Source organism: Aquimarina pacifica (assembly GCF_000520955.1).
GTDB lineage: Bacteria > Bacteroidota > Bacteroidia > Flavobacteriales > Flavobacteriaceae > Aquimarina > Aquimarina pacifica.
The window spans coordinates 46501-72425 of sequence record NZ_JACC01000022.1 but is presented as its reverse complement, the minus strand read 5'-3'; the positions used below and the strand labels follow the sequence as shown (position 1 = coordinate 72425).

Annotated in this window: 18 protein-coding genes and 1 tRNA gene; 13 read left to right on the top strand and 6 right to left on the bottom strand. The window is 33.3% G+C overall.

All coding sequences use genetic code 11. The annotated features are described in order from the left end of the window. Position 1: 1 nt before the first annotated feature. Positions 2-724, bottom strand: coding sequence for a DUF547 domain-containing protein (locus DZ60_RS0112515; RefSeq protein WP_025742411.1), 723 nt, complete (start codon positions 722-724; stop codon positions 2-4). 263 nt (positions 725-987) lie between these two features. On the opposite strand from DZ60_RS0112515, the gene DZ60_RS0112510 reads away from it, so the two are divergent. From DZ60_RS0112510 to DZ60_RS0112485, 6 genes are all read left to right on the top strand, one after another. Beyond that, positions 988-2289, top strand: a complete 1302-nt coding sequence (locus DZ60_RS0112510) for an NAD(P)/FAD-dependent oxidoreductase (protein WP_025742410.1) — start codon at positions 988-990, stop codon at positions 2287-2289. Between the two features lie 48 nt (positions 2290-2337). After that, complete coding sequence (locus tag DZ60_RS0112505) at positions 2338-3939, top strand: 4Fe-4S binding protein (RefSeq protein ID WP_025742409.1); 1602 nt, start codon at positions 2338-2340, stop codon at positions 3937-3939. A gap of 225 nt (positions 3940-4164) precedes the next feature. Next, positions 4165-4647, top strand: coding sequence for a toxin-antitoxin system YwqK family antitoxin (locus DZ60_RS0112500; protein ID WP_025742408.1), 483 nt, complete (start codon positions 4165-4167; stop codon positions 4645-4647). After that, a complete protein-coding gene (locus DZ60_RS0112495) occupies positions 4648-5340 on the top strand; it encodes a glycosyltransferase family 2 protein (protein WP_025742407.1) in 693 nt (230 codons plus the stop codon). It abuts the gene before it with no gap. 5 nt (positions 5341-5345) lie between these two features. Continuing rightward, entirely contained in the window at positions 5346-6818 is a 1473-nt protein-coding gene (locus tag DZ60_RS0112490; protein ID WP_025742406.1) for a cellulose synthase family protein, read from the top strand. Positions 6819-6935: 117 nt separating this feature from the next. Then, positions 6936-8357, top strand: coding sequence for a glycosyltransferase 87 family protein (locus tag DZ60_RS0112485; protein WP_025742405.1), 1422 nt, complete (start codon positions 6936-6938; stop codon positions 8355-8357). Between the two features lie 40 nt (positions 8358-8397). On the opposite strand, the gene DZ60_RS0112480 is transcribed toward DZ60_RS0112485, so the two are convergent. Continuing rightward, positions 8398-9276, bottom strand: a complete 879-nt coding sequence (locus DZ60_RS0112480; protein ID WP_025742404.1) for a pseudouridine synthase — start codon at positions 9274-9276, stop codon at positions 8398-8400. Between the two features lie 547 nt (positions 9277-9823). Between DZ60_RS0112480 and DZ60_RS0112475 the strand changes: the two genes are divergently transcribed. Beyond that, positions 9824-10165 (top strand): hypothetical protein, encoded by a 342-nt coding sequence (locus DZ60_RS0112475; protein WP_025742403.1) that lies wholly within the window; start codon positions 9824-9826, stop codon positions 10163-10165. A gap of 156 nt (positions 10166-10321) precedes the next feature. Here the strand turns inward: DZ60_RS0112475 and DZ60_RS24275 are convergent, their stop codons facing one another. Then, positions 10322-12163: a M56 family metallopeptidase gene (locus DZ60_RS24275; protein WP_025742402.1), complete on the bottom strand. Its 1842-nt coding sequence runs from the start codon at positions 12161-12163 to the stop codon at positions 10322-10324. Further along, on the bottom strand, positions 12160-12531 hold the full coding sequence (locus DZ60_RS0112465) for a BlaI/MecI/CopY family transcriptional regulator (protein WP_025742401.1): 372 nt from the start codon (positions 12529-12531) through the stop codon (positions 12160-12162). The genes DZ60_RS24275 and DZ60_RS0112465 overlap by 4 nt, the downstream gene beginning before the upstream one ends. A 170-nt stretch (positions 12532-12701) precedes the next feature. On the opposite strand from DZ60_RS0112465, the gene DZ60_RS0112460 reads away from it, so the two are divergent. Both DZ60_RS0112460 and DZ60_RS0112455 read left to right on the top strand, forming a co-directional pair. Continuing rightward, complete coding sequence (locus tag DZ60_RS0112460; protein ID WP_025742400.1) at positions 12702-15968, top strand: CHAT domain-containing protein; 3267 nt, start codon at positions 12702-12704, stop codon at positions 15966-15968. 590 nt (positions 15969-16558) lie between these two features. Beyond that, positions 16559-19825 carry a CHAT domain-containing protein gene (locus DZ60_RS0112455; RefSeq protein ID WP_025742399.1) on the top strand — a complete coding sequence of 1089 codons (3267 nt, stop codon included), beginning with the start codon at positions 16559-16561 and terminating at the stop codon, positions 19823-19825. A 283-nt stretch (positions 19826-20108) separates the two neighbouring features. Here DZ60_RS0112455 and DZ60_RS0112445 read toward each other — a convergent pair whose 3' ends face one another. Continuing rightward, a complete protein-coding gene (locus tag DZ60_RS0112445; RefSeq protein WP_025742397.1) occupies positions 20109-21500 on the bottom strand; it encodes a dipeptidase in 1392 nt (463 codons plus the stop codon). 164 nt (positions 21501-21664) lie between these two features. On the opposite strand from DZ60_RS0112445, the gene DZ60_RS0112440 reads away from it, so the two are divergent. Further along, positions 21665-21746, top strand: a tRNA-Leu gene (locus DZ60_RS0112440). Between the two features lie 67 nt (positions 21747-21813). On the opposite strand, the gene DZ60_RS0112435 is transcribed toward DZ60_RS0112440, so the two are convergent. Continuing rightward, complete coding sequence (locus DZ60_RS0112435; protein ID WP_025742396.1) at positions 21814-22599, bottom strand: hypothetical protein; 786 nt, start codon at positions 22597-22599, stop codon at positions 21814-21816. A 436-nt stretch (positions 22600-23035) separates the two neighbouring features. On the opposite strand from DZ60_RS0112435, the gene DZ60_RS25165 reads away from it, so the two are divergent. The 3 genes from DZ60_RS25165 to DZ60_RS0112420 all read left to right on the top strand — a co-directional run bounded on the left by DZ60_RS25165 (position 23036) and on the right by DZ60_RS0112420 (position 25890). Next, positions 23036-23188: a hypothetical protein gene (locus DZ60_RS25165; protein ID WP_161634401.1), complete on the top strand. Its 153-nt coding sequence runs from the start codon at positions 23036-23038 to the stop codon at positions 23186-23188. A 74-nt stretch (positions 23189-23262) separates the two neighbouring features. After that, positions 23263-25209, top strand: a complete 1947-nt coding sequence (locus tag DZ60_RS0112425) for a tetratricopeptide repeat-containing sensor histidine kinase (RefSeq protein ID WP_025742395.1) — start codon at positions 23263-23265, stop codon at positions 25207-25209. A 12-nt stretch (positions 25210-25221) separates the two neighbouring features. After that, a complete protein-coding gene (locus tag DZ60_RS0112420; protein ID WP_025742394.1) occupies positions 25222-25890 on the top strand; it encodes a DNA-binding response regulator in 669 nt (222 codons plus the stop codon). The last annotated feature ends 35 nt before the right edge of the window (positions 25891-25925 follow it).

The window sequence follows — 25925 nt, the reverse complement described above, 5'->3', positions numbered from 1 at the left end:
CTTACAAACTAGTATGTTTCGTTTCATTAAGTCTCCAATCATATGCGTAATATGAAACGATAGCATCAAAAGGAAGTTTTTCTTTTCTAAATTTGTTTATAAAATCAATTTCTGACCCATTTTTCACAAAGTCAACTTTATACCACTCAAAAATCTTGGATAACTGCACCTTTTTTTGCGTTACTTTAATGAAATAGGGGTTATTAAGAGCTTTTACGGTTTGTCGCTGTAATTGAGTTTCTAGAGAATTTGGTTTATAAGCCTCATTAATAATTGGAGGACATCCCAAACCAGCACATACCAGCACAAAATGAAAACGAGCTTCGGCAGGAAACTGTTTTCTTAAAATAATATTCTCTAGATCATTCAGTGTAGTTTTTTTTCCTGCTAAATTATATTGAGTCGTGTCAAAAAAACCCTTTACATCTAACGGGGATTTTATAGGGTAATTGTCAACAACACCTTTTATTACAGCTAGATTATACGCATTAATATAAAAGGACTTATATGTTTTTGGTTGTGCTTTACTTACTCGAACTTTAGACGCAATATCAAGTACTTCCTCAAGCAAGGAAATATCATGCTTAACAGCCTTATAATCTACTTTTCCTTTAAAAACATACTTCTTTAAAAAAACATCAGACTTCACAAAAAAATCTTTTGTCGTCTGCCCAAAACTTAAATTAATTGTGAGCAGGGCTATAATAATTATTAGTTTTCTCATGATCCGTGGTTTTAAGTGTCTTTTAATAAAATTAACCTTCGATGTAAAATAGGTCGAATATAGATTAGACAACTTACAAACAAACTATAGTCTTAACTCTTCTAAAATCAAGTTCACCTAAAATTAAAATCCTTACACATACGTAGACTTTTAGATCGATTCTAAATTATTCCGATTACTTAAGTTCTTATATTTATATACGACTTACTGCTAAATACGATTCAATTCTCTAGAGAATTAATAAAACCCACAATCATTTTTTTATGGAACACATTGTAATTATAGGAAATGGAATCTCTGGTGTTACGGCCGCCAGGCATATTCGAAAACTTTCTGATAAAAAAATCACCATTGTTTCTGCCGAAACCGATTACTTCTTTTCTCGTACTGCTCTTATGTATGTCTATATGGGGCATATGAAATTTGAACATACACAACCCTATGAAAATTGGTTTTGGAAAAAAAACAATATTGATCTTAAAAAGGGATTTGTAACACGAATAAAAAGCGAAACCAAAGAAGTTCTATTTGATAATAATGAGTCTCTGTCCTATGATAAGTTGATTATCGCAACCGGTTCTAAGCCCAATAAATTTGGATGGCCAGGACAGGATCTTGATGGAGTAATGGGCATGTATCATAAGCAAGATCTCGAAAAACTAGAAAAATATGCTCCTAATAATACCGAATGCAAAAGAGCCGTTATTGTTGGTGGGGGATTAATAGGTATCGAATTAGCCGAAATGTTACATTCACGTAATATTCCTGTTACTTTTTTAGTACGTGAAGATAGTTTTTGGAATGGCGTACTACCAGCTGGAGAAAGCAGTATGATCAATCGACATATTCGAAATCATCATATAGATCTTAGACTAGGAGTAAATCTAAAGGAAATCCTTGCCGATGATACTGGCAAAGTCAAATCTATTGTAATACAAGAAACAGGAGAAGTAATTGACTGTGATGTTGTCGGGCTGACCGCAGGAGTTTCTCCCAATATTAACTTCTTAAAAGATTCGGGTATTGATTTGGGTCGTGGAGTAAAAGTAAATCGATTCCTCGAAACAAATATCCCTGATATATTTGCCATTGGTGACTGTGCAGAACAACATGAAGCCATAGGAAACCGTCGTCCTATTGAAGCCGTTTGGTATACCGGGAGAATGATGGGAGAAACATTAGCGCAAACCATTTGCGGAAACAGAATCGAATACAAGCCTGGGCATTGGTTTAATAGTGCAAAATTTCTAGATATTGAATACCAAACTTACGGTTGGGTATTCGCCCGCCCAAAAGAATATGAAAAACAGTTTCATTGGATACATAATGATGATACTAAATGCGTAACAGTATCTTATCATAAAGAAACCAACGAATTCTTAGGGATTAACACTTTCGGTATAAGAATGAGACATGAAGTATTTGATCAATGGCTTTCAGAAAAAAAAGATGTTGACTACGTTATCAAGCATTTGATAAAGGCCAATTTTGATCCAGAATTTTACACAAAATATGAGGCCGATATTTTGCGTGCATACCAAAAATCGCAGCTTCAAAACGCATAAACCCATCATGACCCCATAGTTAACATATGGGCTACTAAAAAAAACATTATGAGTAATAAATTAAATCATAGTATGTCCCTTGCTAACCCAGATGTTACAGGGATTTCAACAAAACAAAAATTAGCTTTAGCTATTGGTTTTTCAGGACTTTTACTATTAATCCTTTCTTTACTAAATACTAATTTCCCTAACAAAGGTATATTCTTAACAATTGCCTTAGTTCTAATATTAACAGGAACTGTCTTGTATGCTAATCACGCATATCTTACCAAATTAGAAGGAATTAAAAATGATGGAGTTTGGTTCAAGTCGATTTCCTCTAGAGGAGTATTAGGATGGATTACGGGAGTACTACTTACTGTTTTTTATATTATATTATATTTTAAAGCAGAACTTCTGGGAATGGGCACAAACGGAGCCTCTAATACCGGATTAGTTGGCTTATTCGATCCTTTAAGTATTTTGTTGAGTGGCAGACCCGCAAGTCAATGGTTTGTTTACGGAACTCTCTACACCATTGCAATTTTGGGTTTCGGATATAAATTTATTCTAAAATATCGACACAATAGATATCAACAAATACGAACAGTATCCGTAATGTTTTTTCAACTGGGATTCGCGTTTCTAATTCCTGAATTTATGGCCCGATTAAATACGAGCCCAGAGTACAACTTACCATATTATGATCTCAAAAGCATGTGGCCTTTAAACTACTATCTATTTGATGGATACTCTATAAATGGTCTTTTATCTTCAGGAAATCTTGGTTTAGGATTACTAATTTTTGGAATAGTCACTATTTTTATCATCTCTCCTATCTTGACTTACAAATTCGGAAAACGTTGGTATTGTTCATGGGTATGTGGTTGTGGCGGATTAGCAGAGACCGCCGGTGACTCCTTTAGACAACTCTCAAGCAAGAAAGTTAGCGCTTGGAAATTAGAGCGTTGGCTAATACATACCGTACTGGTATTCTCAGTCATTATGACTATTGCTGTTATTTATAGTTATCTAGGTAGCGACCCAACCAAATACTGGCTAACTCGCAGCACATTTCTAATAAGTATTAGTGTATTTCTAACCGTCATATTCGGATTGGTTATGCTTTTTAAAAGAAAAGAACTAGGAAAAGATGCTAAATACGGTGCCATAGGATACTTTGTTATATTAGCTCTTATTTTAGGTATGCATTTTACCGGTACAACTACAGAAATCTTCTTTGTTAAATCCGGAAGCTTACGATCTGCATACGGATTATACATAGGATCTATTTTCTCAGGAGTAATAGGCACTGGTTTTTACCCTATTTTAGGAAATCGTGCATGGTGTCGTTTTGGTTGCCCGATGGCTGCAATTCTTGGGTTTCAGCAACGATTATTTTCTAAATTTAGAATTACTACAAATGGAGGACAATGCATCTCCTGCGGAAATTGTTCTACTTATTGTGAAATGGGAATTGATGTACGTGCGTATGCACAAAAAGGAGAAAATATTGTAAGATCAAGCTGTGTCGGATGTGGTATCTGCTCTGCGGTATGCCCTCGTGGTGTTCTAAAACTAGAAAATGATGGATTAGATGGGCGCATTAATGCTAACGAAATACTTTTGGGTAATGACGTTGACCTTATGGATTATGTAAATAAAAACTAATATCCCGTATCCTCTTAAGTTTTTTAAATTCTCATCTGATGTTCAAATGTTTATTTGTAGACCAGATGAGAATTCTTATATAAAACCATCCCGTTTCACTAACCTATAATGTCCAAAAAAAAGTAGACCACCCCAGAAACCTTTACTTATCATAAGTATTTGTTAAAACCTGTTAGTAGTACTAGGAGTTCTCGTCTAAAATAATCACTTCTAATATGCGTACTTATGAATCAACACTATTTAGTTTTCTTGTTTTTATTTTTATTGACAGGAAATATCAGTATCGCCCAAAAAAAGTATCATTATGACTACTATAATAATGGTTTAACCAAAACCCAAGGTTGGAAATCCACTACTTCAAAAGAAGGTTTTTGGTATTTTTATCACCCCAACGGAAAAGTTTCTCATAAAGGATCTTATAAAGACAATAAGAAAGAAGGATATTGGTATTTTTATTCAACAAATGGAAAAATTCTCAAAGAAGGGCATTTTATAAATGATAAAGCAGAAAAATGGTGGATTATTTACGATATTGCATCCCGAATAACTCGAAAGCATCAATATAAAAACAATAAAAAAGAAGGGTTTTGTCTATTGTATAAAAACAATAAACTTTTTAAAGCTGAACAATATATCAAGGATAAGAAAACTGGTGAGTGGACTGATATTTTTAGTTTTAAAAGAGATAATCCCAATGCATCCCTATAAATGCCTCCAATCATACACGTAATCATACCGGCTTATAATGAACAAGACTCTATAGGTCATGTTATAAAAGAAATCCCAGATATTGTTAATGAGATTGTGGTAGTAAGTAATAATTCTACCGATAACACAGAAAAAGTAGCAAAAAATGCCGGCGCTACTGTTGTTAAAGAACCAAGAAAAGGATATGGTTATGCATGTCTTAAGGGTATGGAGTATATCGCTTCAAAAGATATCAAACCTGATATTATTGTCTTTTTAGATGGGGATTATAGTGACTATCCTGAAGAACTTAGTAAGATAATTTTACCGATAATAGAACAAGACATCGATATGGTTATCGGATCCAGAGTAAAGAGATTAAGAGAATCTGGCTCAATGACCTTTCCTCAAATATTCGGAAATTGGCTCGCTACAAGTTTAATGAAACTTTTTTTTGGTGCAAAATTTACCGATCTTGGTCCCTTTAGAGCAATCAAATACAATACGCTGTTATCTCTTGGTATGACTGACAAAACCTATGGCTGGACAGTAGAAATGCAGTTAAAAATCTTAAAGAATAAACACAGCTATACAGAGATACCTGTACGTTACAAAAGGAGAATTGGTGTCTCAAAAGTTTCAGGAACCATAAAAGGTGCTATATTTGCAGGCGTTAAGATTTTGAATTGGATTTTTAAATATAGCTTTACGTAGTACGAATGGATATTGCTATCATCATAATTTACACACTTGCCTTGCTAATCATATTCTTGTATAGCCTGGCCCAACTGAATCTTCTTTTTAATTATCTAAAATCTCGAAAGCACTCAGATGATTCTGTAACTTTTGATTTTTCTAAAGAAGAAGAAATCCCTTATGTTACGGTACAATTGCCCGTATACAATGAACTATATGTAATGGATCGGCTCTTAGACAATATTGCCGAACTTGAGTATCCTAAAAATAAATTAGAAATTCAGGTATTAGATGACTCGACAGATGAATCTGTTATTTCTACCGCTACACATATCAAAAAACTTCAGGAAACTGGATTAGATATTACACACATACGCCGAGAGAACCGAGTTGGTTTTAAGGCTGGGGCACTTAAAGAAGGTTTAAAAATAGCAAAAGGAGAATTTTTTGCCATTTTTGATGCTGATTTTTTACCCGGAAAAAAATGGTTATTACAAACCATTCCTTATTTTAAAGATAAAAAAATTGGGGTTGTACAAACCCGATGGGGTCATATCAACAGAGACTACTCAATGCTTACAAAAATTCAAGCATTTGCTTTAGATTTCCATTTTACCATGGAGCAAGTAGGGCGTAATTTTAAAGATCATTTCATTAATTTTAATGGAACCGCAGGTGTTTGGCGAAAAGAATGCATTGAAGACGCAGGAAATTGGCAAGGAGACACCCTTACCGAAGATCTAGACTTAAGCTACAGAGCACAACTTAAAAAATGGAAGTTCAAATACCTCGAAGAAGTAGAAACTCCTGCAGAATTACCTGTAGTTATTAGTGCAGCTCGCTCTCAACAATTTAGATGGAATAAGGGCGCAGCAGAAAATTTTCAGAAACTATACTGGAAACTTCTCAAAGATAAAACGGTACCGCTTAAAACCAAATTTCATAGCTTTTTCCACCTTCTTAATAGCAGCATGTTCTTGTTAGTACTTTTGGTAGCAGTTCTTAGCGTACCCGTAATGTACATAAAAAATAACAACCCTCTATTTAGCTGGTATTTTAACGTAATTGCATTTTTTGCACTAAGTACAGTTATATTTTTCTTTTGTTATTGGCATACATTCAAAAAAATACATGGCAAAGGATTCTGGAATTTCCTAGAATACATAAAAATGTTCTTTACTTTTTTCTCTATTGCAATGGGATTCTCTGTACATAATTCTATGGCAGTATTAGAAGGTCATTTTGGTAAGAAAAGTGAATTTGTTCGTACTCCCAAATTTAATATAGAAGCACTAAAGGGCTCATGGAAAGAGAATAAGTATATTAATAAAAATATTTCAGGAAACACTATCCTAGAAGCATTTTTAATGGGTTATTTTGGTTTTGCCCTATATAGCGCCTTTGCTCTTCAGGATTTTGGTCTATTCTTATTTCATATTATGTTATTCTTGGGGTTCGCATTTGTATTTTTTAAATCCGTTACATCTAAGTTTTAAGCCATATTCTTAGAATAGCAAGAAGAAATTATTAGTAAAAACATATGTGGTGGTATTGAAAATCATAACAGACCATGACATAGAACTGAATTAACAAAAAACAAGTATGTTTGTTTTATGTATCGTTTCTCAATTTCTTCTTTAGGTAAATTTTTAGGCAAATTAGACGAATCATATTGGTTTTCTATATCCTTACTCGTACTCAGTTGTTCCCTATATTGGGGATTCGCTTACCAAGTAGAACGTACAGATGTCACCTTACTAATTAGTGTATGGGTTAGCCTATTTGCCCTATCTTACGCAAGTATCCACCGAACACAAACTCATTGGAAAATATTAGCAGTTTCGGCACTTATATATCGAATTATTTTCTTCTTCGCAGTCCCTAATTTATCTCAAGATTTTTACAGGTTTATCTGGGATGGTAGAATGTTGATAGAAGGATTAAACCCTTACTTATCGCTACCCGAAGTCTGGGTTACTCAAGAAAATATTCCTATTACCCAAGCCCAAGAACTGTATAATGGTATGGGGCAACTTAATGGTAGTCACTACACCAATTACCCACCCATCTCTCAATTCTGTTATGCTATTGCGGCTATATTTTCCGGCAAAAGTATTATAGGCTCTGCTATGGTATTCAGAACACTACTCATACTTGCAGATATAGGTACTTTTTTCTTCGGAAAAAAACTACTACAAGCTTTAGACTTACCAAAAGAAAGAATCTTCTGGTACATCCTTAATCCTTTTATTATTATCGAATGTACCGGCAACCTTCATTTTGAAGGAATTATGGTCTTTTTCATCATATACTCATTATACCTCTTACATAAAGGATATTGGTATTGGGCTGCCATTATCTTAGGACTTTCTATATCAGTAAAACTAATTCCGTTGTTATTTTTGCCTTTATTTTTTCAAAAGCTTGTTTTTAACACGACCACAAACAATCAACTCACAACCACCGGAATATCAAAATTGTTTCGATTTTATAGTATAGTTCTGATGACCGTCTTTCTAACTTTTGCTCCGTTTTTATCAGGATCTTTCCTTACTAACTTTAGCAGTACTATTCGTCTATGGTTTCAGAATTTCGAATTTAATGCCAGTATTTATTTTGTGATCAGATGGATCGGTTATCAAATTGTAGGATGGAATATCATAGAGACTACCGGTAAAATAATTCCATTAATAGTAATCATCATATTACTATGCATAACATTCTTTAGAAAAAATAGAGATACGAAGCAACTAATCACTGCAATGCTATTAGGCATATGCATCTATTATTTTCTATCAACTACGGTCCACCCATGGTATATTGCAGTTCCGTTATCACTATGTATCTTCACCAAATACAGGTTCCCTATTCTCTGGTCCCTTACAGTAATACTTAGCTATACGGCTTATATACATCCTGATTTTAAAGAAAATTTGTGGATGGTTGGCCTTGAGTATGTATTAGTATTCGCGCTTTTTATATGGGAGTTATTCAAAAAGAAACCACTAGATATGCCCGTATTACATAATATGTAATTACATATTAATCTGTCTAAAATTACTTTAAAGCGCCGCTTTACATGATTCGCAAATTAACCACTTCTTGCTCTGTAAGAATTCTCCAGTGCCCTCTAGGAAGATCTTTCTTTGTTAATCCAGCAAAAATCACTCTATCTAACTTGACCACACTATAATTAAGGTGTTCAAAAAGCTTATGAATAATACCATTCTTAGAAGACTGTAATTCAATCCCTATTTCATTTTTAGACACTCCTTCTATATAAGAAATCTCATCAACGGTAATAAAACCTTCCTCTAACTTTATCCCTTTTTCTATTTTCTGTAAGTCTTCAAACTTTAGATTACGCTCCAATTCTACATGAAATAATTTACGCACTCCGCTTTTATGATGCGTAAGTTTCTTTTCTAAATCGACATCATTAGTAAACAAAAGCAACCCAGTAGTATTACGTTCTAACCTACCGACAGGTTTTAACACTGATTTTGAAGCATTAGACACCAAATCCATTACTGTTCTTGTTTTCTCTGGGCTTGTACTGGTTACAAACCCTTTAGGCTTATTAAGAAGCACATATTCTTTCTTGTATGGCGTGATGACACGTCCATCAAATTTCACCTCATCTGTAAGCTTTACTTTATACCCCATCTCAGTAATGGGTTTTCCGTTCACCCACACACTACCTGTTTGAATATACAAATCAGCTTCTCGTCTTGAGCACACTCCAGAGTTTCCCACATACTTATTAAGTCTCATCTCATCAGAATCAACAAGTTTCTTCGGCGATGTATTTGACTTCTTCTGAGAACTTTTACCTCTGTATGGCTTACTTCCTTGTCGGGACACATTTTTATCTCTTGCATTAGGATTACTTCCTGCATTACCATCTCTTTTCCCTCTTGATTTTCCCTTATCAGGACCTTGCCCTCGACTCATAATCTTTAATTTTTTGCAAAGATAATTCTTTACACCTTAGGTTTTACATTTATTATTCTCCTAACTTCATGTATACCACCATTTGGTAGTGATACTACAGTATATAAAAATAGTTTAGAAAAACACCCTTTACAACACTAATCGTACACTAAAAAAATAAAAACCGAATCCATAAAAAAGAGCAAGTCGTAAACTCATATACGCAACATGCTGACGTAAGTAAAATCCTACTCTTAACATTTAGATAATATTAAAAACTTTTATTAAATTATTGATTTATCAAAATTATATATTTAAAAAATAATTATTTACATAAATATGATTGAAATTTGCATAATTCACAATACAATAACTTCTTAAACATACAAATATGTCAAATTTTAATTTTAAACTAAAAATCAATACTTAACGTAATAGTAACAATTTATAAACTTTTTAGAAACATTTAATTGAAAAAGGAACCCCTGATCCCGACTACATTTGCCCTGTAAAAATGAACAAATAGTTTCATAATCTATTTTAACCTGCAAACAAAAAACTAAAAAAAATGAAAAACGTAAAAGTAGTATTCGCAGCATTGGTAATTATTGTTTCATCACAAGTATTCGCAAATAATACAATCGATGCAAACCCAAAACAACAATTAAGACAAGAAATCACGACACTTCTAGAAGCTCCTAAAATGGACATCGAACAAAATGAAGTTAAGGCAAACGTTGAATTTACTTTGAATGCCAATGGAGAAATCGTTGTGCTTACTGTAAATTCTGAAAAAATGGGAGTGGATGATTATGTAAAAGGCAGATTGAACTACAAAAAAATAAAGACGAATATCAATACTGAAACCGGAAAAATATACCGAATGAGATTAAAGATATTAAAGTCATAAAAATTTCCCCTTCCCGATTAGGTATACAAAAAATACCTAATACCATTGAAAGTCAGTTAGTGGTATAATAACAAAAGAGGCTAAATCCTAATTACTACATAGTATAGTAATGAGAGATTAGCCTCTTTTTATTGTATTTATTATTGTTTAAACTTTCTATTTAGCATTTTTTGCTGCCTTATAGGCTGCTTTTCGAGCTTCTTCGCGTGCCTTTTCTGCTTGTCTCAAAGCTTTATCTCTAACTTTATATGCTTTCTGGCGTTCTTTTTCTGCCTGCTTTCGAGCTTTTTCTGCATATTTTCTGGCTTCCTCACGTACCTTTTCTGCATGAACATGTACCCTTTCCTCGGCTATTAATCTGGCTTTTTCTGCATTTCTCATTGCCTCTTCTCTTACTTGTAATGATGCCTCTTGCGCCATACGTGCTTCATGACGAATTCGTTCTACATCAATTATTTCAAACGCTTTAGCCTCATATACTGCTTCTAATGCAGCATACTGATCTTTCTTAGCATCTAGAATCACAATCTCATGTTCATCGCCAGCATCTGCGATGAGTATCATTTCTTCTTCTTCTTCTGCCATTGCTCTTGCCTGTTCAGCTTTTTCTAATGCTTCTACAATCTCTTGTTCATAATAAGAAGAAGAATGAACCGAAGATTCGCTCGGCACGATAACAGTCACTTTTTTACCTCCACAAGGGTATTTCTTTACTTTAGGAGGAGAAGGAACGGCTTTTTCTTCTAACACCGGTTCTTTAGCTACTGGTGGGGGTGCAGGAACTGTACTTGTATCTGATTTTGGTGATTTGGGCTCTGCTGGTGGCGCAGGTGGAATAAGGCTGTGTCCATCTGGATTTGATATATGTAAACGTGTTTTTTCGTAAGCCGCATTTAACTTGTCAAGGAATTGATCATTCGAATTCATTACTTGAATATCAAATTGAGCAGCTTTTAACTCATCATCTTTCCATTGTCTTGTAACTTCATCGATTGCTTTTGTAAAACCAGATAAATCAGTTGCCGTACCATTGACAGTAATTTGCTCTCCCTTTACACGAATTTTAATTTTTTTATCGGGATCTGTATTATCTGCAATTTTTACATGTGCTACATTCGTTTGCTGAGCGACAATTTTATTATTAAATAACAGCATACACCCTAATAAAACCGGTAAGAGCAATAGTATTCGAGCTATTGCTCTTTTTTTAGAAAATTGTTGTGACATCATAAGAATTCGTTTTTTGGTTAATGAATAATTAATAGGACTCGCAAAACCGGCCTGATGAGGACCGTTTGGATATGTTACGAGTAAGTTCATGTAATTTTGAACTGAAAACTCACGTTTAAGCACTGTCTGATCTGCTAGAAATTCGTGATTTAACTTTATACATTTTTTAATCCAAACTAATAATGGATTGAACCAAAAGAGTACTTGTAGAATTTCTACAAAAAGTATATCTAGCGTATGCTTTTGACTCACATGTGTTTTTTCATGAAGCAACACTTCTTCTGGGATTCTTTTTTCATGATATTCCTTTTTAGGAACAAAAATATAATTCAGAAAAGTATGTGGTATTATAGTATCAGGAACCAATACATTGATATGAGATGGCTCTTCTAATTGCTCATTTCTTTTGATTTCTCTAGTAAGACATTTGAGATGCTTAACAAATCTAAAACCAAAAACTAAAACCCCTATCCCGTAAATACCCCATAATAAAAACATCCAATATGGGTATGAAGCTCCTGCAATCTGGTCATTAACAACATTAGCCGCTATGACTTCTTGAGTAACAACAGGAGCCATGGTTTCTGCTTCAACAATAGCTTCGGTTTCATAAGAAAATGTGACCAAAGGAATAATCAATGCAAAAAACAAACTAAACATCAAGTACCATCTTTTGACATAATGCATGTTTTCTTTTTCTAAAAACAATACATAGAATCCCCATAGCAATAGCATACAAAGGGACGATTTTAGTAGATAGATAATCATTTCTTTTGTTTTTGGATTTGTTGATCTACAATTTTTTTGAGTTCTTCTAATTCAGAAGTCGAAAGATTCGTTTCTGAAGTAAAGAATGATGCAAACTGCGACGCTGAGTCGTTAAAAAAGTTCTTTATTAAACCATTTACATGCTTAGAAAAATAATCCGTCTTTTTGACCAACGGATAATATTCTCTTGACTTGCCATACAACGTATACTGCACAAATCCCTTGTCGGTCATTCTCTTAAGCAATGTTGCTACTGTAGTGGTTGCCGGCTTAGGTTCTGGAAATTCATCAAGTAAATCCTTCATAAAGGCTTTCTCTAGTTTCCAGAGATATTGCATAAGTTGTTCTTCTGTTTTTGACAATTGCATTGTTCTACATTATTAGAGATAGTTCTACAAATGTAGAGTAAAGAATCCGAAATTGCAAATTTTTATTTTCACGATACATTCAACAAATTAGCCAGACAATATTTTTAACACCCAATAAACTAACATTTTTACGTTCTTTGTTTCTATAACCTCAACAACATCAAATACTCATGAAGCAACATATTTCTGTTATTATCATAACTCAAATTTGTATCATTATTAGCATTCTGTCATTTAATTCAATACAAGCTCAGGTAAAAATCGATACGCTACTCGCCTCTCAATACTATCAAAAAGCTGATTCTTTACTACACGAAAGAAAATATGAAACCTCTTTAAAGTTTTTTAAACAAGCTTTACCGCTTTATAAAAAGGTCAAAACATGGAAAAAAGTAGTTAGTTGTTATAGCAAATTATCTCACAACAAATGGCGGATAGGAAATATTAACGCATCCAAGAAAGATGCTGAAACCGCCTTAAAAATAATTTCAGCACATCAGCTAAAAGATACTGAGGATGAGGCCTATGCTTACAACAATATTGGGTTTTATTACGAAAAACTCTCTGATTATGACAACACGATTATTTATCGTTTAAAAGCATTGAAAATACGGCAACAAATATTTCCAGAAAATCATCTAAAGATAGCCCAGTCGTATGGGTATCTTGCAAGGATATATAGTGCTATCGCTGAATATGATAAGGCTATTACGTTTTATAAAAAGGAAGTGAATATTTACTTAAAAATAACAGATCCCTACAATCAAAAAATTGGGAATACGTATTTTAATATTGGGGGCATTTATTCTTCCCTTGACCAACCCAAAAAAGCATTAGAATATTACAAGAAATTTTCAGAAATATCTATCAAAAACTATGGTGAAGATCATTTATACATAGGCTATAGCTACGTTAATAAGGGTTCTGCATATGAAAAAATCAAACAAAATGACAAGGCATTACAACAGTATCAACAAGCATTAACTATTCTAACCAGAGAGAAAGACAACTATGGATTAAATATGTTATACAAAAACTTTGGTGCTCTTATGTACGAAAACAAAGAATATGATAAAGCCTTGCAATATTATCAGCAATGCCTACAAATAGGGCTTGAAATTTATGGAGAAAATAATCCCGAAATCGGTGACAACTATGCTAATATTTCGTCTGTTCTGACACAAACAAATGATTATGAAAATGCGTTACTATATAATCAAAAAGCATTGCAAGTGTATGAAGGTATTTATGGAAAAAACCATGACAAGATCGCTGTACAATACAGAAACTTCGCCTCCATGTATTCATTAAAGAAAGAATATGACACAGCATTGGCTTTTTTAACAAAGAGCCTAAACATTACAAAAAACATGTTCGGTGAACATCATATCAAAACCGCCCAAGCATATGTTCCCTTAGGACAGTTATATATTGACAAATGCGAATATGACAAAGCATTATCTTACTTTAGAAAAAGTTTAGAAATGCATAAAACAGCATATGGAGTAACGGACTTACGAACATCTGACCTTCAAAATCATATCGCTGAAGTTTATTATAAACAACAAAAGTACGATGAATCCATTGCATCCTATGACAACGCCATTTTGGCAAATACTAAGGACAGTAAAAAATCAGATAACAAAAGCTTAGACCTACATCAATATTATAATTTAGAAATATTACTAACCTCTCTAAAAGGCAAAGCTAGCGTTTTAGCGTCTCGATATAAGCACAATCATAAAAAACAAGATATACTACAAAGTGTTGCTATTTACAATAAAATCCCCTTGATAATCGATAAAGTTCGTCAGTCATTTCAAAACTACGAAGACAAACTATCTTTGGTTAAATTAGGAAAAGAAATCTATGCCGATGCAATAACAGCTCAGTTATTACTTTATGAAGACAGTCAAAAAGAAGAAAACTTAGAAAAAGCCTTATTTTATGCTGAGAAAAGCAAGGCCAATATATTAAAAGAACTACTTGCTGATATGGATGCCAAGGAAGTTTCTGGATTGCCAGCGGCTTTACTTGAAATAGAGAAAAACCTAAAAACAGATAAAGCTTACTATCAATCAAAAATTATTGAAGTACAGTCAAAGGCAACTATTGACTCTTCTAAAATAAAAAGGTATGAAAATGAACTTTTTGATATAAACAGAAGACAAGACTCTTTACTTCTTGTATTAGAAAAAAACTATCCAAAATATTATCAACTAAAACATAAGAATGCTGTCATTAAGTTAAAGGGTATTCAGAAAAATTTGGATAAAAAAACTACCCTAATTTCATTCTTTACGTTAGACAGCTCAGCCTATGCTTTTACGGTTACCAAAAATGATATTGTTCTAAAAGAAATTGCAACACCGCGATTAACAGAAAATATCGAGACGCTTAGAAATGCCATTATTGCGATGGATATTCACGCTTTCAAAACCACCTCAAACATACTTTATACTCAATTAATAGCCCCTCTAAAAGATCACATCAAAGGTGATGAATTAATTATTATACCCGATGGCCCCTTATGGCATCTTAATTTTGATCTATTATTGACAAAACAAGATACTTCTGACAACCCTAGAAAACTATCCTATTTACTTCGTGACTATGCTATTACACATGCCAATTCGGCTACGTTATTGTTTACTCCTTTTCAAAGTAAGTCCCCAGGAAAAAAACAACCAGAATGTCTGGCATTCTCTTTTTCGGATAGTACTGCCTTGGCAAAAACCGGAAACACAAGCATGGCAACACTAAGAAATTCTATTGACGACCTACCGGGAACTCGCGAAGAGATTCAAAATATTGCAACCATTATCGATGGTCAATATTTTTATGGCTCAGAAGCCGTAGAAGCTAATTTCAAAAAAAATGCAGGCAAGTACAAGATGCTTCATTTAGCATTGCATGGAGCAATAGATAATGAGCATCCTCAAAACTCAAAACTCTACTTTACTAAAATCAAGGACACGCTAGAAGACAACGTATTATATGCACATGAGCTATTTGCACTTGATATCCCCGCAGAGCTTACGGTACTCAGTGCCTGCAATACAGGAAGTGGTAAAATAGCCGCAGGAGAAGGCATCATGAGTCTAGGCAATGCTTTTCAGTATGCAGGTACTCAAAGTTTACTTTTAACCAGCTGGGAGGTATCAGACCAAACCACTCCTATTTTGATGGAGAAATTTTATAAAAATTTAAAAGAGGGTATGACCAAAGGCAAGGCCTTGCAGCAAGCAAAATTAGAGTTTCTCAATACGGCCAATGCCATACAAACAGATCCTTTTTATTGGGGTGGATTTTATCTTGTAGGTAATTCTGCAGCTATAGATTTGGGAAGTTCTACCTTTCTATACTGGTTTCTTGGTTTTGCAAGTATTGCTATTCTTGCAGGGTGCTTGTTTTTATATAAAAGAAAGAGTTCGTAATACCATGTACATTCTGCACTATTTCTTCAAAATCAAAATTCGATATCATATTTTCAAAATTAAATTGGTATTCGAAAAGACCTCATAGGTTTCTAAAACCTGTGAGGTCTGAATATGCTGTAACGAGCTAGATGCACTTATTTCTCACTCCTTTTTTGAGACTCGAAAACTTCTATCAAATATGATACGATACAACCTACCGCTGAAATATACATGATCCCAGAAAAAATATATGCGTGGGGCCAATGAAAAATTCTAAAACATTCCTCCTTTCTTTTTTTCATTGCCAAAAAAAGAAATCGACAATGGAGATTCACGAATTCCTTACCCATAAATAATACCGCATGAGCTAAACAAAAAAGTCTAGGCTTACAAAACTTTGTTTAAATTTTTTGCTCAACTCCTGAATTTCAGAAACTCGCTACGCTCAAACAGTCTGAAATTCTATAAATGTAGAGTGAGCTTTAGAATTTTTTCAATATTAAAACGTATTTAATGAATTGATTACAAATTAAAAAATAATATATTAATGGCTAAAGTAACATTCTTACGTTTTTTGCTATTAATAGTTATAATCATTTTCTATACTTATGAAACCAACTATACCTTTTTCCGTTTTGTCTTATCTACTTCTAATTCTTGTGATAAGTAATAACATCCAAGGACAGGTAAAAATTGACACCATCCTCGCTTCTCAATATTACAAAAAAGCAGATTCTTTTTTAGCAGATAGAAAACCAGATAGTTCTATCGTTTATTTCAAGAAAGCATTACCTCTATATAAAAAAGAAAAAACATGGAAAAGAGTTGCCAATTGCTACAATAAAATCTCCGAAAATCAATGGAGAATGAATAAGCTTGATGAGTCTTTAGAAAACATAAAAAAAGTAATAGAAATTTGCAACACGCACTTAGAAAAAAACACTAATGAAGAGGCTAATGCATATGATAATATGGGCAATTATTATCAAAAAAAAACTAATTATGATAAAGCTTTAGAATATCATCACAGAGCATTAGCCATTCGACAAAAACTATTCCCCGAAATATATATTAGTATTGCAAAATCATATGCAAATCTAGGGCTACTAAACTATTTTAAGGCGAACTATAATGAGTCTTTACAGTATTATAAGAAAGCCGAAGCTATCTATATACAAACTGTCGGACCAAATCATCCAGAAACTGGAAATACCTATAATAATATGGGAGGTGTCTATATTCAACTTGGGGATTTTACAAATGCCATAATGTGCTATAAAAAAGATTTAGAGATTATCATAAAAAATTATGGTAAGGAACATATATTTGCTGCCCAAAGTTATTTTAATATTGGTCAATATTATGAGAAACAGAATCAACTTGATGCTGCGTTGACATATTATCAAAAGGCTTTACCTCTTATACTTCAGGAAAAGAAAAACAAGTATCCCTTAAGCTTGCTATATCTAAATATGGGTGTTGTTTTGGAAAAAAAAGGAGAATATAATAAAGCGTTAAAGTTTTCTAAAAAAAGTTTAGATCTAAGGATTGAAATCTTTGGGAAAAAACATTTACGTAATGCAATTATTTACAATAATTTAGGTACTCTTTCGCTACATAATGGAAATACAATAGCAGCACTGAACTATTATAACAAAGCATTAAACATTTATGAAGCTGCTTATGTGAATAACCATAATAATGTTGCCTTTGTGTTACGTAATCTTGGAAACCTTTATCTGACAAAAAAAGATTACACCAATGCTTTAAAATATTACAAAAAATCAATATCGATAAACAATGTTGTTTACGGAATAAACCATCACGAGACAGCAGATACTTATTCACAAATCGGAAAAGTTTATTTTGAAAAAGGAAAATATGAGATAGCATTTGAATACTATAATAAAGGACTAAGTATGATGCACAGTATCTATAGTGAAAAACATGTTTCTACAATAATAATTTATCTTGAAATTTGTGCTCTTTATAAAAAACAAAAAGAATATACGAAAGCCATTGAATACTACGACAAGGCTATATTATCCAATCTTAAAAATAATAATACAAAAATAGTTTCTAGCACCTTTGATCCGAATCATTATTATGACAATATAACTCTTTTAGAAGCATTACAAGGAAAAGCTAAAACATTACAATATCGTTACCTTCAAAAAGGGCTAAAAAAAGATTTGGACCAAAGTATTGTTCTTTACAAAAACATTGATATTCTCATTAATACCATCCGACAATCCTATCAGAATTATCAAGACAAGGTAACCTTTTCTAAACTAGCAAAAGAAGCTTATACAGATGGGATTGAGGCATGCTTATTAGCCTACAAGGAAACCAAAGAACAACATTCATTAGAAAAAGCCTTTTACTATGCAGAAAAAAGTAAAGCCAACACCTTAAAAGAACTATTGGCAGAGACTAATGCGAAAGGAGTTGCTGGGTTATCAAAAACTTTGTTAGAAACAGAACAAAATCTTAAAACAAATAGTGCTTTTTATCAATCTCAAATTCTTGGTGAACAATCCAATAGTCCCATAGATTCAATAAAAATAAAAAAGTATGAAAATAAACTTTTTGCTATTGATCAAACACAGGATTCTTTACTCCTCGTTTTTGAGAAAGAATATCCTAAATATTACCAACTGAAACATCAAAACGATATTATTTCTGTAAAAGAGATCCAAAAAAAATTAAAAAAGAGCACAACAGTATTAGAGTTTTTCACCTCGGATAGTACCACCTATGCATTTACTATATCTAAAAATAATATTGCTGTAAAGGAAATAGCAACACTAAAACTAACTGAACAAATAGAAAACTTAAGAACTTCTATCACTTCTAAAGATACACGGGTATTCAAAACAATATCTTACCAATTATACCAGCAAATTATTGGCCCTATCAAAGATCAAATCGTAGGAGATGAATTGATCATTATACCCGATGGTCCACTATGGTATCTTAATTTCGAATTGTTGCTTACTCAAGACGATTCCTCTAATAATCCTAAGAATTTATCATATCTATTAAATGATTACGCGGTGACTTATGCAAATTCTGCCACCCTACTTTTTGATCCATTTAAAAGGGAACTCAATTCTGAAAAACGTTCAGAATGTCTAGCATTCTCTTTTTCTGACAATGCCAATACTAATACTTCGACGTCTATGAGCTTCGCAAGTCTTAGAGATGCAGGAGATGATCTACCAGGAACACGCAAAGAAATCAAGGCTATTGCCGATATTATTGACGGACAATATTATTATGGATCAGAAGCCGTTGAATCCAACTTTAAAAAAAATATAAGTAATTATAGTATTATACATCTAGCATTACACGGCGAAGTAGATAATAAACGCCCACAAAATTCTAAATTATTTTTCACGAAAAGTAAAGATACTATAGAAGATAATTTATTATATGCACACGAGTTATTCTCATTAGATATCCCTGCAGAACTTGCAGTACTAAGTGCATGTAATACTGGAAGCGGTAAAATTGCTAAAGGCGAAGGAATTATGAGTCTAGGTAACGCTTTTCAATATGCGGGCACCAAAAGTTTATTGTTAAGTAGTTGGAAAATATCAGATCAAACTACTCCGATATTAATGCGAAATTTCTACTCCAACCTAAAAAATGGAATGAATAAGGCAAAAGCACTACAACAGGCCAAATTACAATATCTAAAAACTGCAAATATTAACCGTACAGATCCTTTTTATTGGGGTGGATTTTATTTGGTTGGGGATGCTACTCCTATTGCTTTTGAGAATACCATTTTATGGTACTGGTGTATTGGTTTGGCGGTCTTAGGGTGTCTGCTTTTGGGCTTATTTTTATACAGAAGAAATAGAAACTAATCCCTATTAAGGCCCAAATGCCATAGCTCTTCAGAGTCAAAAAAGTGTTCCCTATAATCAAAGACCTGCGCTGATTTAGTCCTATATAAAAAGACGTGACAGGTTTCCGAAAACCTGTCACGTCTGGGATGTGTAACTATATAATTATTGCCGATCGGATAGTTGCATTAGGGATCGTAGCGGCATCCTTTTTTGATCTGTTTCCTGAGTGTGCGAAGGAAATAGATCAAAAAAGATATAGCGTAGCGCCCGACCCCGATCTCCAATCGGGGGAATGCCCACATTATTTTTTACTTAATTCTGTAAAATATTTATAAAATAACGGAATCGTTTCGATCCCTTTTAGATAATTCCAGATTCCGAAATGTTCGTTGGGAGAGTGTATGGCATCACTATCCAGGCCAAAGCCCATAAGGATGGTCTTGCTTTTTAGTTCTTTCTCAAACAATGAAACAATAGGGATACTGCCACCACTGCGTTGAGGAATCGGAGTTTTATCAAAAGTATCTGCGTATGCTTTGCTAGCGGCTTGATATCCTATATTATCGGTTGGGGTAACATAGCCTTGCCCGCCATGATGTGGTGTTACCTTTACGGTGACTGCTTCGGGAGCAATGTGCTCGAAATGATTCTTGAATAATTCAGTAATCTCTTCCCAATCTTGATTCGGTACTAATCGCATCGATATTTTGGCATAGGCCTTACTGGCAATCACAGTTTTGGCTCCTTCTCCTGTGTATCCTCCCCAAATGCCATTAACATCTAATGTTGGGCGTATCGAGTTGCGCTCATTGGTGGTATATCCTTCTTCGCCATATACGGCATTGATGTCTAATGATTTTTTATAGTCATCTAGAGAGAATGGGGCTTTTGCCATTGCTGCCCGTTCTTCGGTACTCAAGTCTTCTACCTTGTCATAAAATCCGGGGATGGTAATGTGGTTATTTTCGTCATGCAACGAGGCGATCATTTTGGTCAGTATATTGATCGGATTTGCTACAGCTCCACCATACAAACCACTATGCAGATCTCGATTGGGTCCTGTTACCTCAACCTCTACATAGCTTAATCCGCGCAACCCTGTTGTGATAGAGGGCACATCTTTGGCAATCATCCCAGTATCACTGATCAAAATTACGTCATTAGCCAATTTCTCTTGATTATTGGATACGAACCAGCTCAAGCTTTTACTGCCCACTTCTTCTTCTCCTTCGATCATAAACTTAACATTGCAAGGCAATTGTTCTGTTTGGGTCATGATTTCTAAGGCTTTGACATGCATATACATCTGCCCCTTGTCATCACAAGCACCTCGTGCAAAAATGGCTCCTTCGGGATGTAGATCGGTATTTTTGATCACTGGCTCAAATGGCGGGCTGTCCCAAAGGTCTATAGGGTCTGGTGGTTGTACATCATAATGCCCATATACCAAAACGGTAGGTAAATTGGGATCTATAATTTTCTCTCCGTATACGATCGGATATCCCGGTGTCAAGCAGATCTCGACCATATCGCACCCTGCTTTTTCGAGGCTTTTCTTGATTTCGTCAGCGGTTTTGATGACGTCTTTTTCATAAGCCGAATCGGCACTGATAGAAGGTATTTTGAGAAGTTCAAGAAGTTCATTGATAAACCGATCTTGATGTTCCTGAACGTAAGCTTTTATATTTTGCATGAGTTAGTGTTAGTTTTTCTGTCTAAAAGTACTAATACCTAGTTTTATTTAAAAGTATTGGGTAAAAGTTTATATTTTTTGTCAAGGTTCTTTTTATTTTAAAAGTATTGTTTATATTTGCACTCGCTTTTGCAGATAGTCCTAAGTTTCTGTAAAGTTATAATGCGGGCGTGGTGGAATTGGTAGACACGCTAGACTTAGGATCTAGTGCCGCGAGGTGTGAGAGTTCGAGTCTCTCCGCCCGCACAGCAAAAGAAAACCCAGATCAGTTGATCTGGGTTTTTTTATTTTGGTTTAAACAAAGCCTGTTTTTTTATTCTTCTTTGTAAACATACTTTCTTATAATCGTTTCGGTAATTGGCGATAATTTTGTTCTATGTTTTGGGTGTATTCCCGGACTATTAAAGAACTCTACCACTCCTTTTGTCTTATCATACCAGAACAAAGCCTCTCCATTTTTAAAAAATGTCATTGTGGTGTCTAACGTTACTTTTCTAAAATTTTCTAATAACTCTTCATTTACTGATACTTCAAGACCATCAGCTTTTTCACAAGCTATTTTTTCATAGTGGTCTTTTACCCAGATCATGCAGTTTTTTTGCTGATTATTAAGTTTAAAATACAGTATTGAAGCAAATACTATAAAGGTTATAACGATAGTTATTTTTTTTAATCTCCCATTTTCAGAATCCTTAATAGGTTTCACTACTTCGTCATCATCTATATCATTCTTAAAATCTGAAATATCATCTTTATTTTCTACTGAAGGTTTAGGTTTATAATCTACAAAAGGTACTCTTTCTAAATAACTCAAATCACTTGGCTGATTTTTTAAAAATTGACCCATTGAATCAAATTTTAAGTAACCCAGTAACTTATTAATTAAAGTTTCAGTCGGCTCTTTTTTTTTACCATCATTAAAATAGAAATCAAAATAATTTAGTAAAGACTTATAATGTTTGTCATCAGGAGCTTTTCCTTCTTTTTCAGTTATACTTTCTGAAATCTTTCTTGCCAATCCTGTTTTTGATGTTATGTGTGGATTTTTTTGATATGCTTCTATGAACGATAGGGCCACGATTTTCTTAAATACCTCCATGAATTTGATAGTATATATAGTCAAAAGTAGGAATTTTCATGGAAATCTCATTGTGGAAAACCACATCATATCCCTCATCATTAAAGGGTTCTATTAAAATTCTATAAGACTTCTATTCGATTTCCATTCAAAATTTTGGTTTTAAAAACATATTTGCAGTGTTAACAATTTATGAGTCGTGATTGTTATTTAAATAAAAGTCTAAAAACAAAACACTTTTATACTATACAAAACAATTCATAAAGGAAATACAAGACAGGATCAGCGAATTGATCTGGGAAGTAAAATGACCTCTTCTTGTCTGCTTGTTTCCAAACTACTTCCCAAACTCGAAGAAGCGCTTCTTCTCATTTAACGTGTTGCTGAAAGGCAGGTAATCATCTGGATTCAAGACCCGGACAGCAACACTATTGTTCAATTTCAAAAACAAAAAAAGATGAGAAGATCATTTTTAATTATAGCAATAGTAATGTTTAATATGTCTTTATTTTCTTGTTCAACCGCAGGTTTATCCGAAGAAATCGGCATAGAAGAATTAGCTACAGAAGGAGAAGAAGGAGTTGTAGTTCCGGACGATGATGATGAATAGGCAAATACCTAATTAATAAAAATCAAAACCGCACTAATATGGTGCGGTTTTAATATTTTTAGTACTTTCAATACATGAAAGTAAACTACTTTAAACATAGTACACTTATCTTACTGTTTTATTCATTTTTATTTATCTCTTGTTCAGACAGCAACAATGCAATTATCAAAGTAAAAAGCTCAAAAATAGATAGTATATCCCTATTTTATCAAAATGCAAGGGACAAACAAAAGTCATTACCCGAACGTATTACCTCAATTAACTCTTCTTACAAATTAGCTATAAATACTGGTCTAGACTCTTTAGAGAAAAAAATCCTTTCTTATAAAATTACATTACATAACAAAGCTAAGCAGTATGATAGTGTTCTTTTTTATGGTAAAACACTAATGACAAAGGCATTAATTACAAATGACATCATAATGCTTTCAAGAGCTAATTTTAAAATTGGGAACTATTTCTATAAAGCATCAAAATTGGATAGTGCTTTCTTCTACTTAAACCGCTCGAAAAATTATCATCTCTCCATAGAAGAATATTCTAATGCTGCTAAAAGGTTATTGACAATGGCAACTATACAGAATAATAAGGGAGATTTTATTGGTAGTGAAGTAACTTCAATCGAGGCTTTAGAATATTTAGATCCAAAAGTAGACAAAAAACATATAGCCTCTGTGTATAATACTTTGGCAATTAGCTCTAAAAGACAAAACAATTATAATGAATCTATCTATTGGTATAATAAAGCAATTATACAAACCAAGAATCAGACAGATAAGCTTATCTATAAAAATAACTTAGCCTTAGTTCATTTAACAAATAATAACTCTAAAAAAGCCATCGATATACTTTCTAAATTATCTGTTGACACACTTAAACTTAATAAAAAAGAAAAAGCGCGAATCCTCAATAATTTAGCATATGCTAAATGGTCGGCTAATAAAAGTTATCTGGCAGAAGATGAACTAAAACGTACTCTTAAAATACGCTTAGACGAAAATGATTTTTCTGGACAATTTTCAAGTTATATCCATTTAATTGAATATTATAAAAACCTTAGGCAAGATAAAATTGCCATTGGCAATGCTAAGAAAGCTTATCAAATAGCAGAGCAATTAAAGAGTGCCACATCAAAAATAGAAGCTCTCTCCTACCTCATTCAATTAGAAGAGAATCCAAAAGAAGTTGCTATTGAATATCAAAGACTAACGGATAGTATCTATATCGCCAGACAACAAGCCAAAAATCAATTCGCCAAAATAAAATACGATACCGAAAAAAATCGTAAAAAAGTACTTGAGTTAAAAGCCGAAACGGCAGAAAAAGATTTAAGGATAGTTCGTAGTGCCAACCAAAAACTATTGCTATTGATTATAATCATTGTAGTATCGATTATCGGAATTTCTATTGACCGATACCGTAAACACCAAACCAAAATGGCAGAAACTAAAGAGAGAAACAGGCTCTCCAAAAAACTACATGATGAAGTAGGAAATGATCTTTACTACCTAGTACTTCAATTGCAAAAGGTTTCAGGTTTTACAAGCCATCAGGAAAATCTTAAGATTCTTAAAGGATTTGATACAGTATATCATAAAATCAGAGACTTTTCTAGAGATCATAATATTGAAACCGGAGAAGAGTACGGCGATGAATTAATATCACTTCTAAATTCTTATGGTGATGAAGAAACAAAGATAATTACCAGTGAATTAGAAAACGATTTCTGGACAGAAGTATCTCCTCGTAAAAAGGAAGAACTCTACTGGGTACTCAAAGAGTTACTTACTAATATGAAAAGACATAGTAAAGCAAGTATTGTGGCAATAATTTTTGCTAAAGAAAAGAAAAAGATTACTGTAAATTATACTGATAATGGTCTAGGAATTGATCTTGATAAATCAATTTCTAAAAATGGACTACTCAATGTGGAAAACCGCATAGATGACATAGGAGGAAAAATTACTTTTGATTCAAAACCAGAAGAAGGTTTTAAAGCTTCTATTGTTCTAACACCATAATTTGAATACAATATGTTTGCAAAAATTTTGATTGCCGAAGATGAAGATAGTGACAACTTAGGTATTGTATCTGCGGTTAGCGATTATACCAAAGCAACCGTAGATACTGCGCAATTCTGTGATAAAACCCTACTCAAAATAAGAGAAGCACTACAAAAGAATACTCCTTATGATCTATTAATTAGTGATCTTTCGTTTGCTTTAGATTATAAAAAAAATAAGATAACTACAGGAAAAGAACTTATCGAAAAGGTAAAAACAATACAACCAGATATTAAGATTATTGTTTTTACGGGTGAAAAGAAACCTGCTATCATCAAATCCTTTTTCACAAACCATAAAATAGATGGATACGTATGTAAAGGTCTGTATGGTTTAACTCAACTTGTGCAAGCGATCACAGCAGTTGATCAAGATAACATATATACATGCCCGATATCAAAGGATGCATTACATCAAAAAAATGTGTTACAATTGGATCAATACGAAATAAAAATTCTAAAATTACTAGTTCAAGGATATAAACATGAAGAAATAAGTCAATACTTAGTAGAAAATGATATCGAACCTAATAGTAAAAGATCTGTAGAAGATCGAATACGAAAGCTTCGAGACGATTTTAATGCCAAAAACAATGTACAATTAACATATATCGTTAATCAATTAGGGTTAATCGATTAATCATATTTTAGCTCATATCGCTATCCCTTGTGATA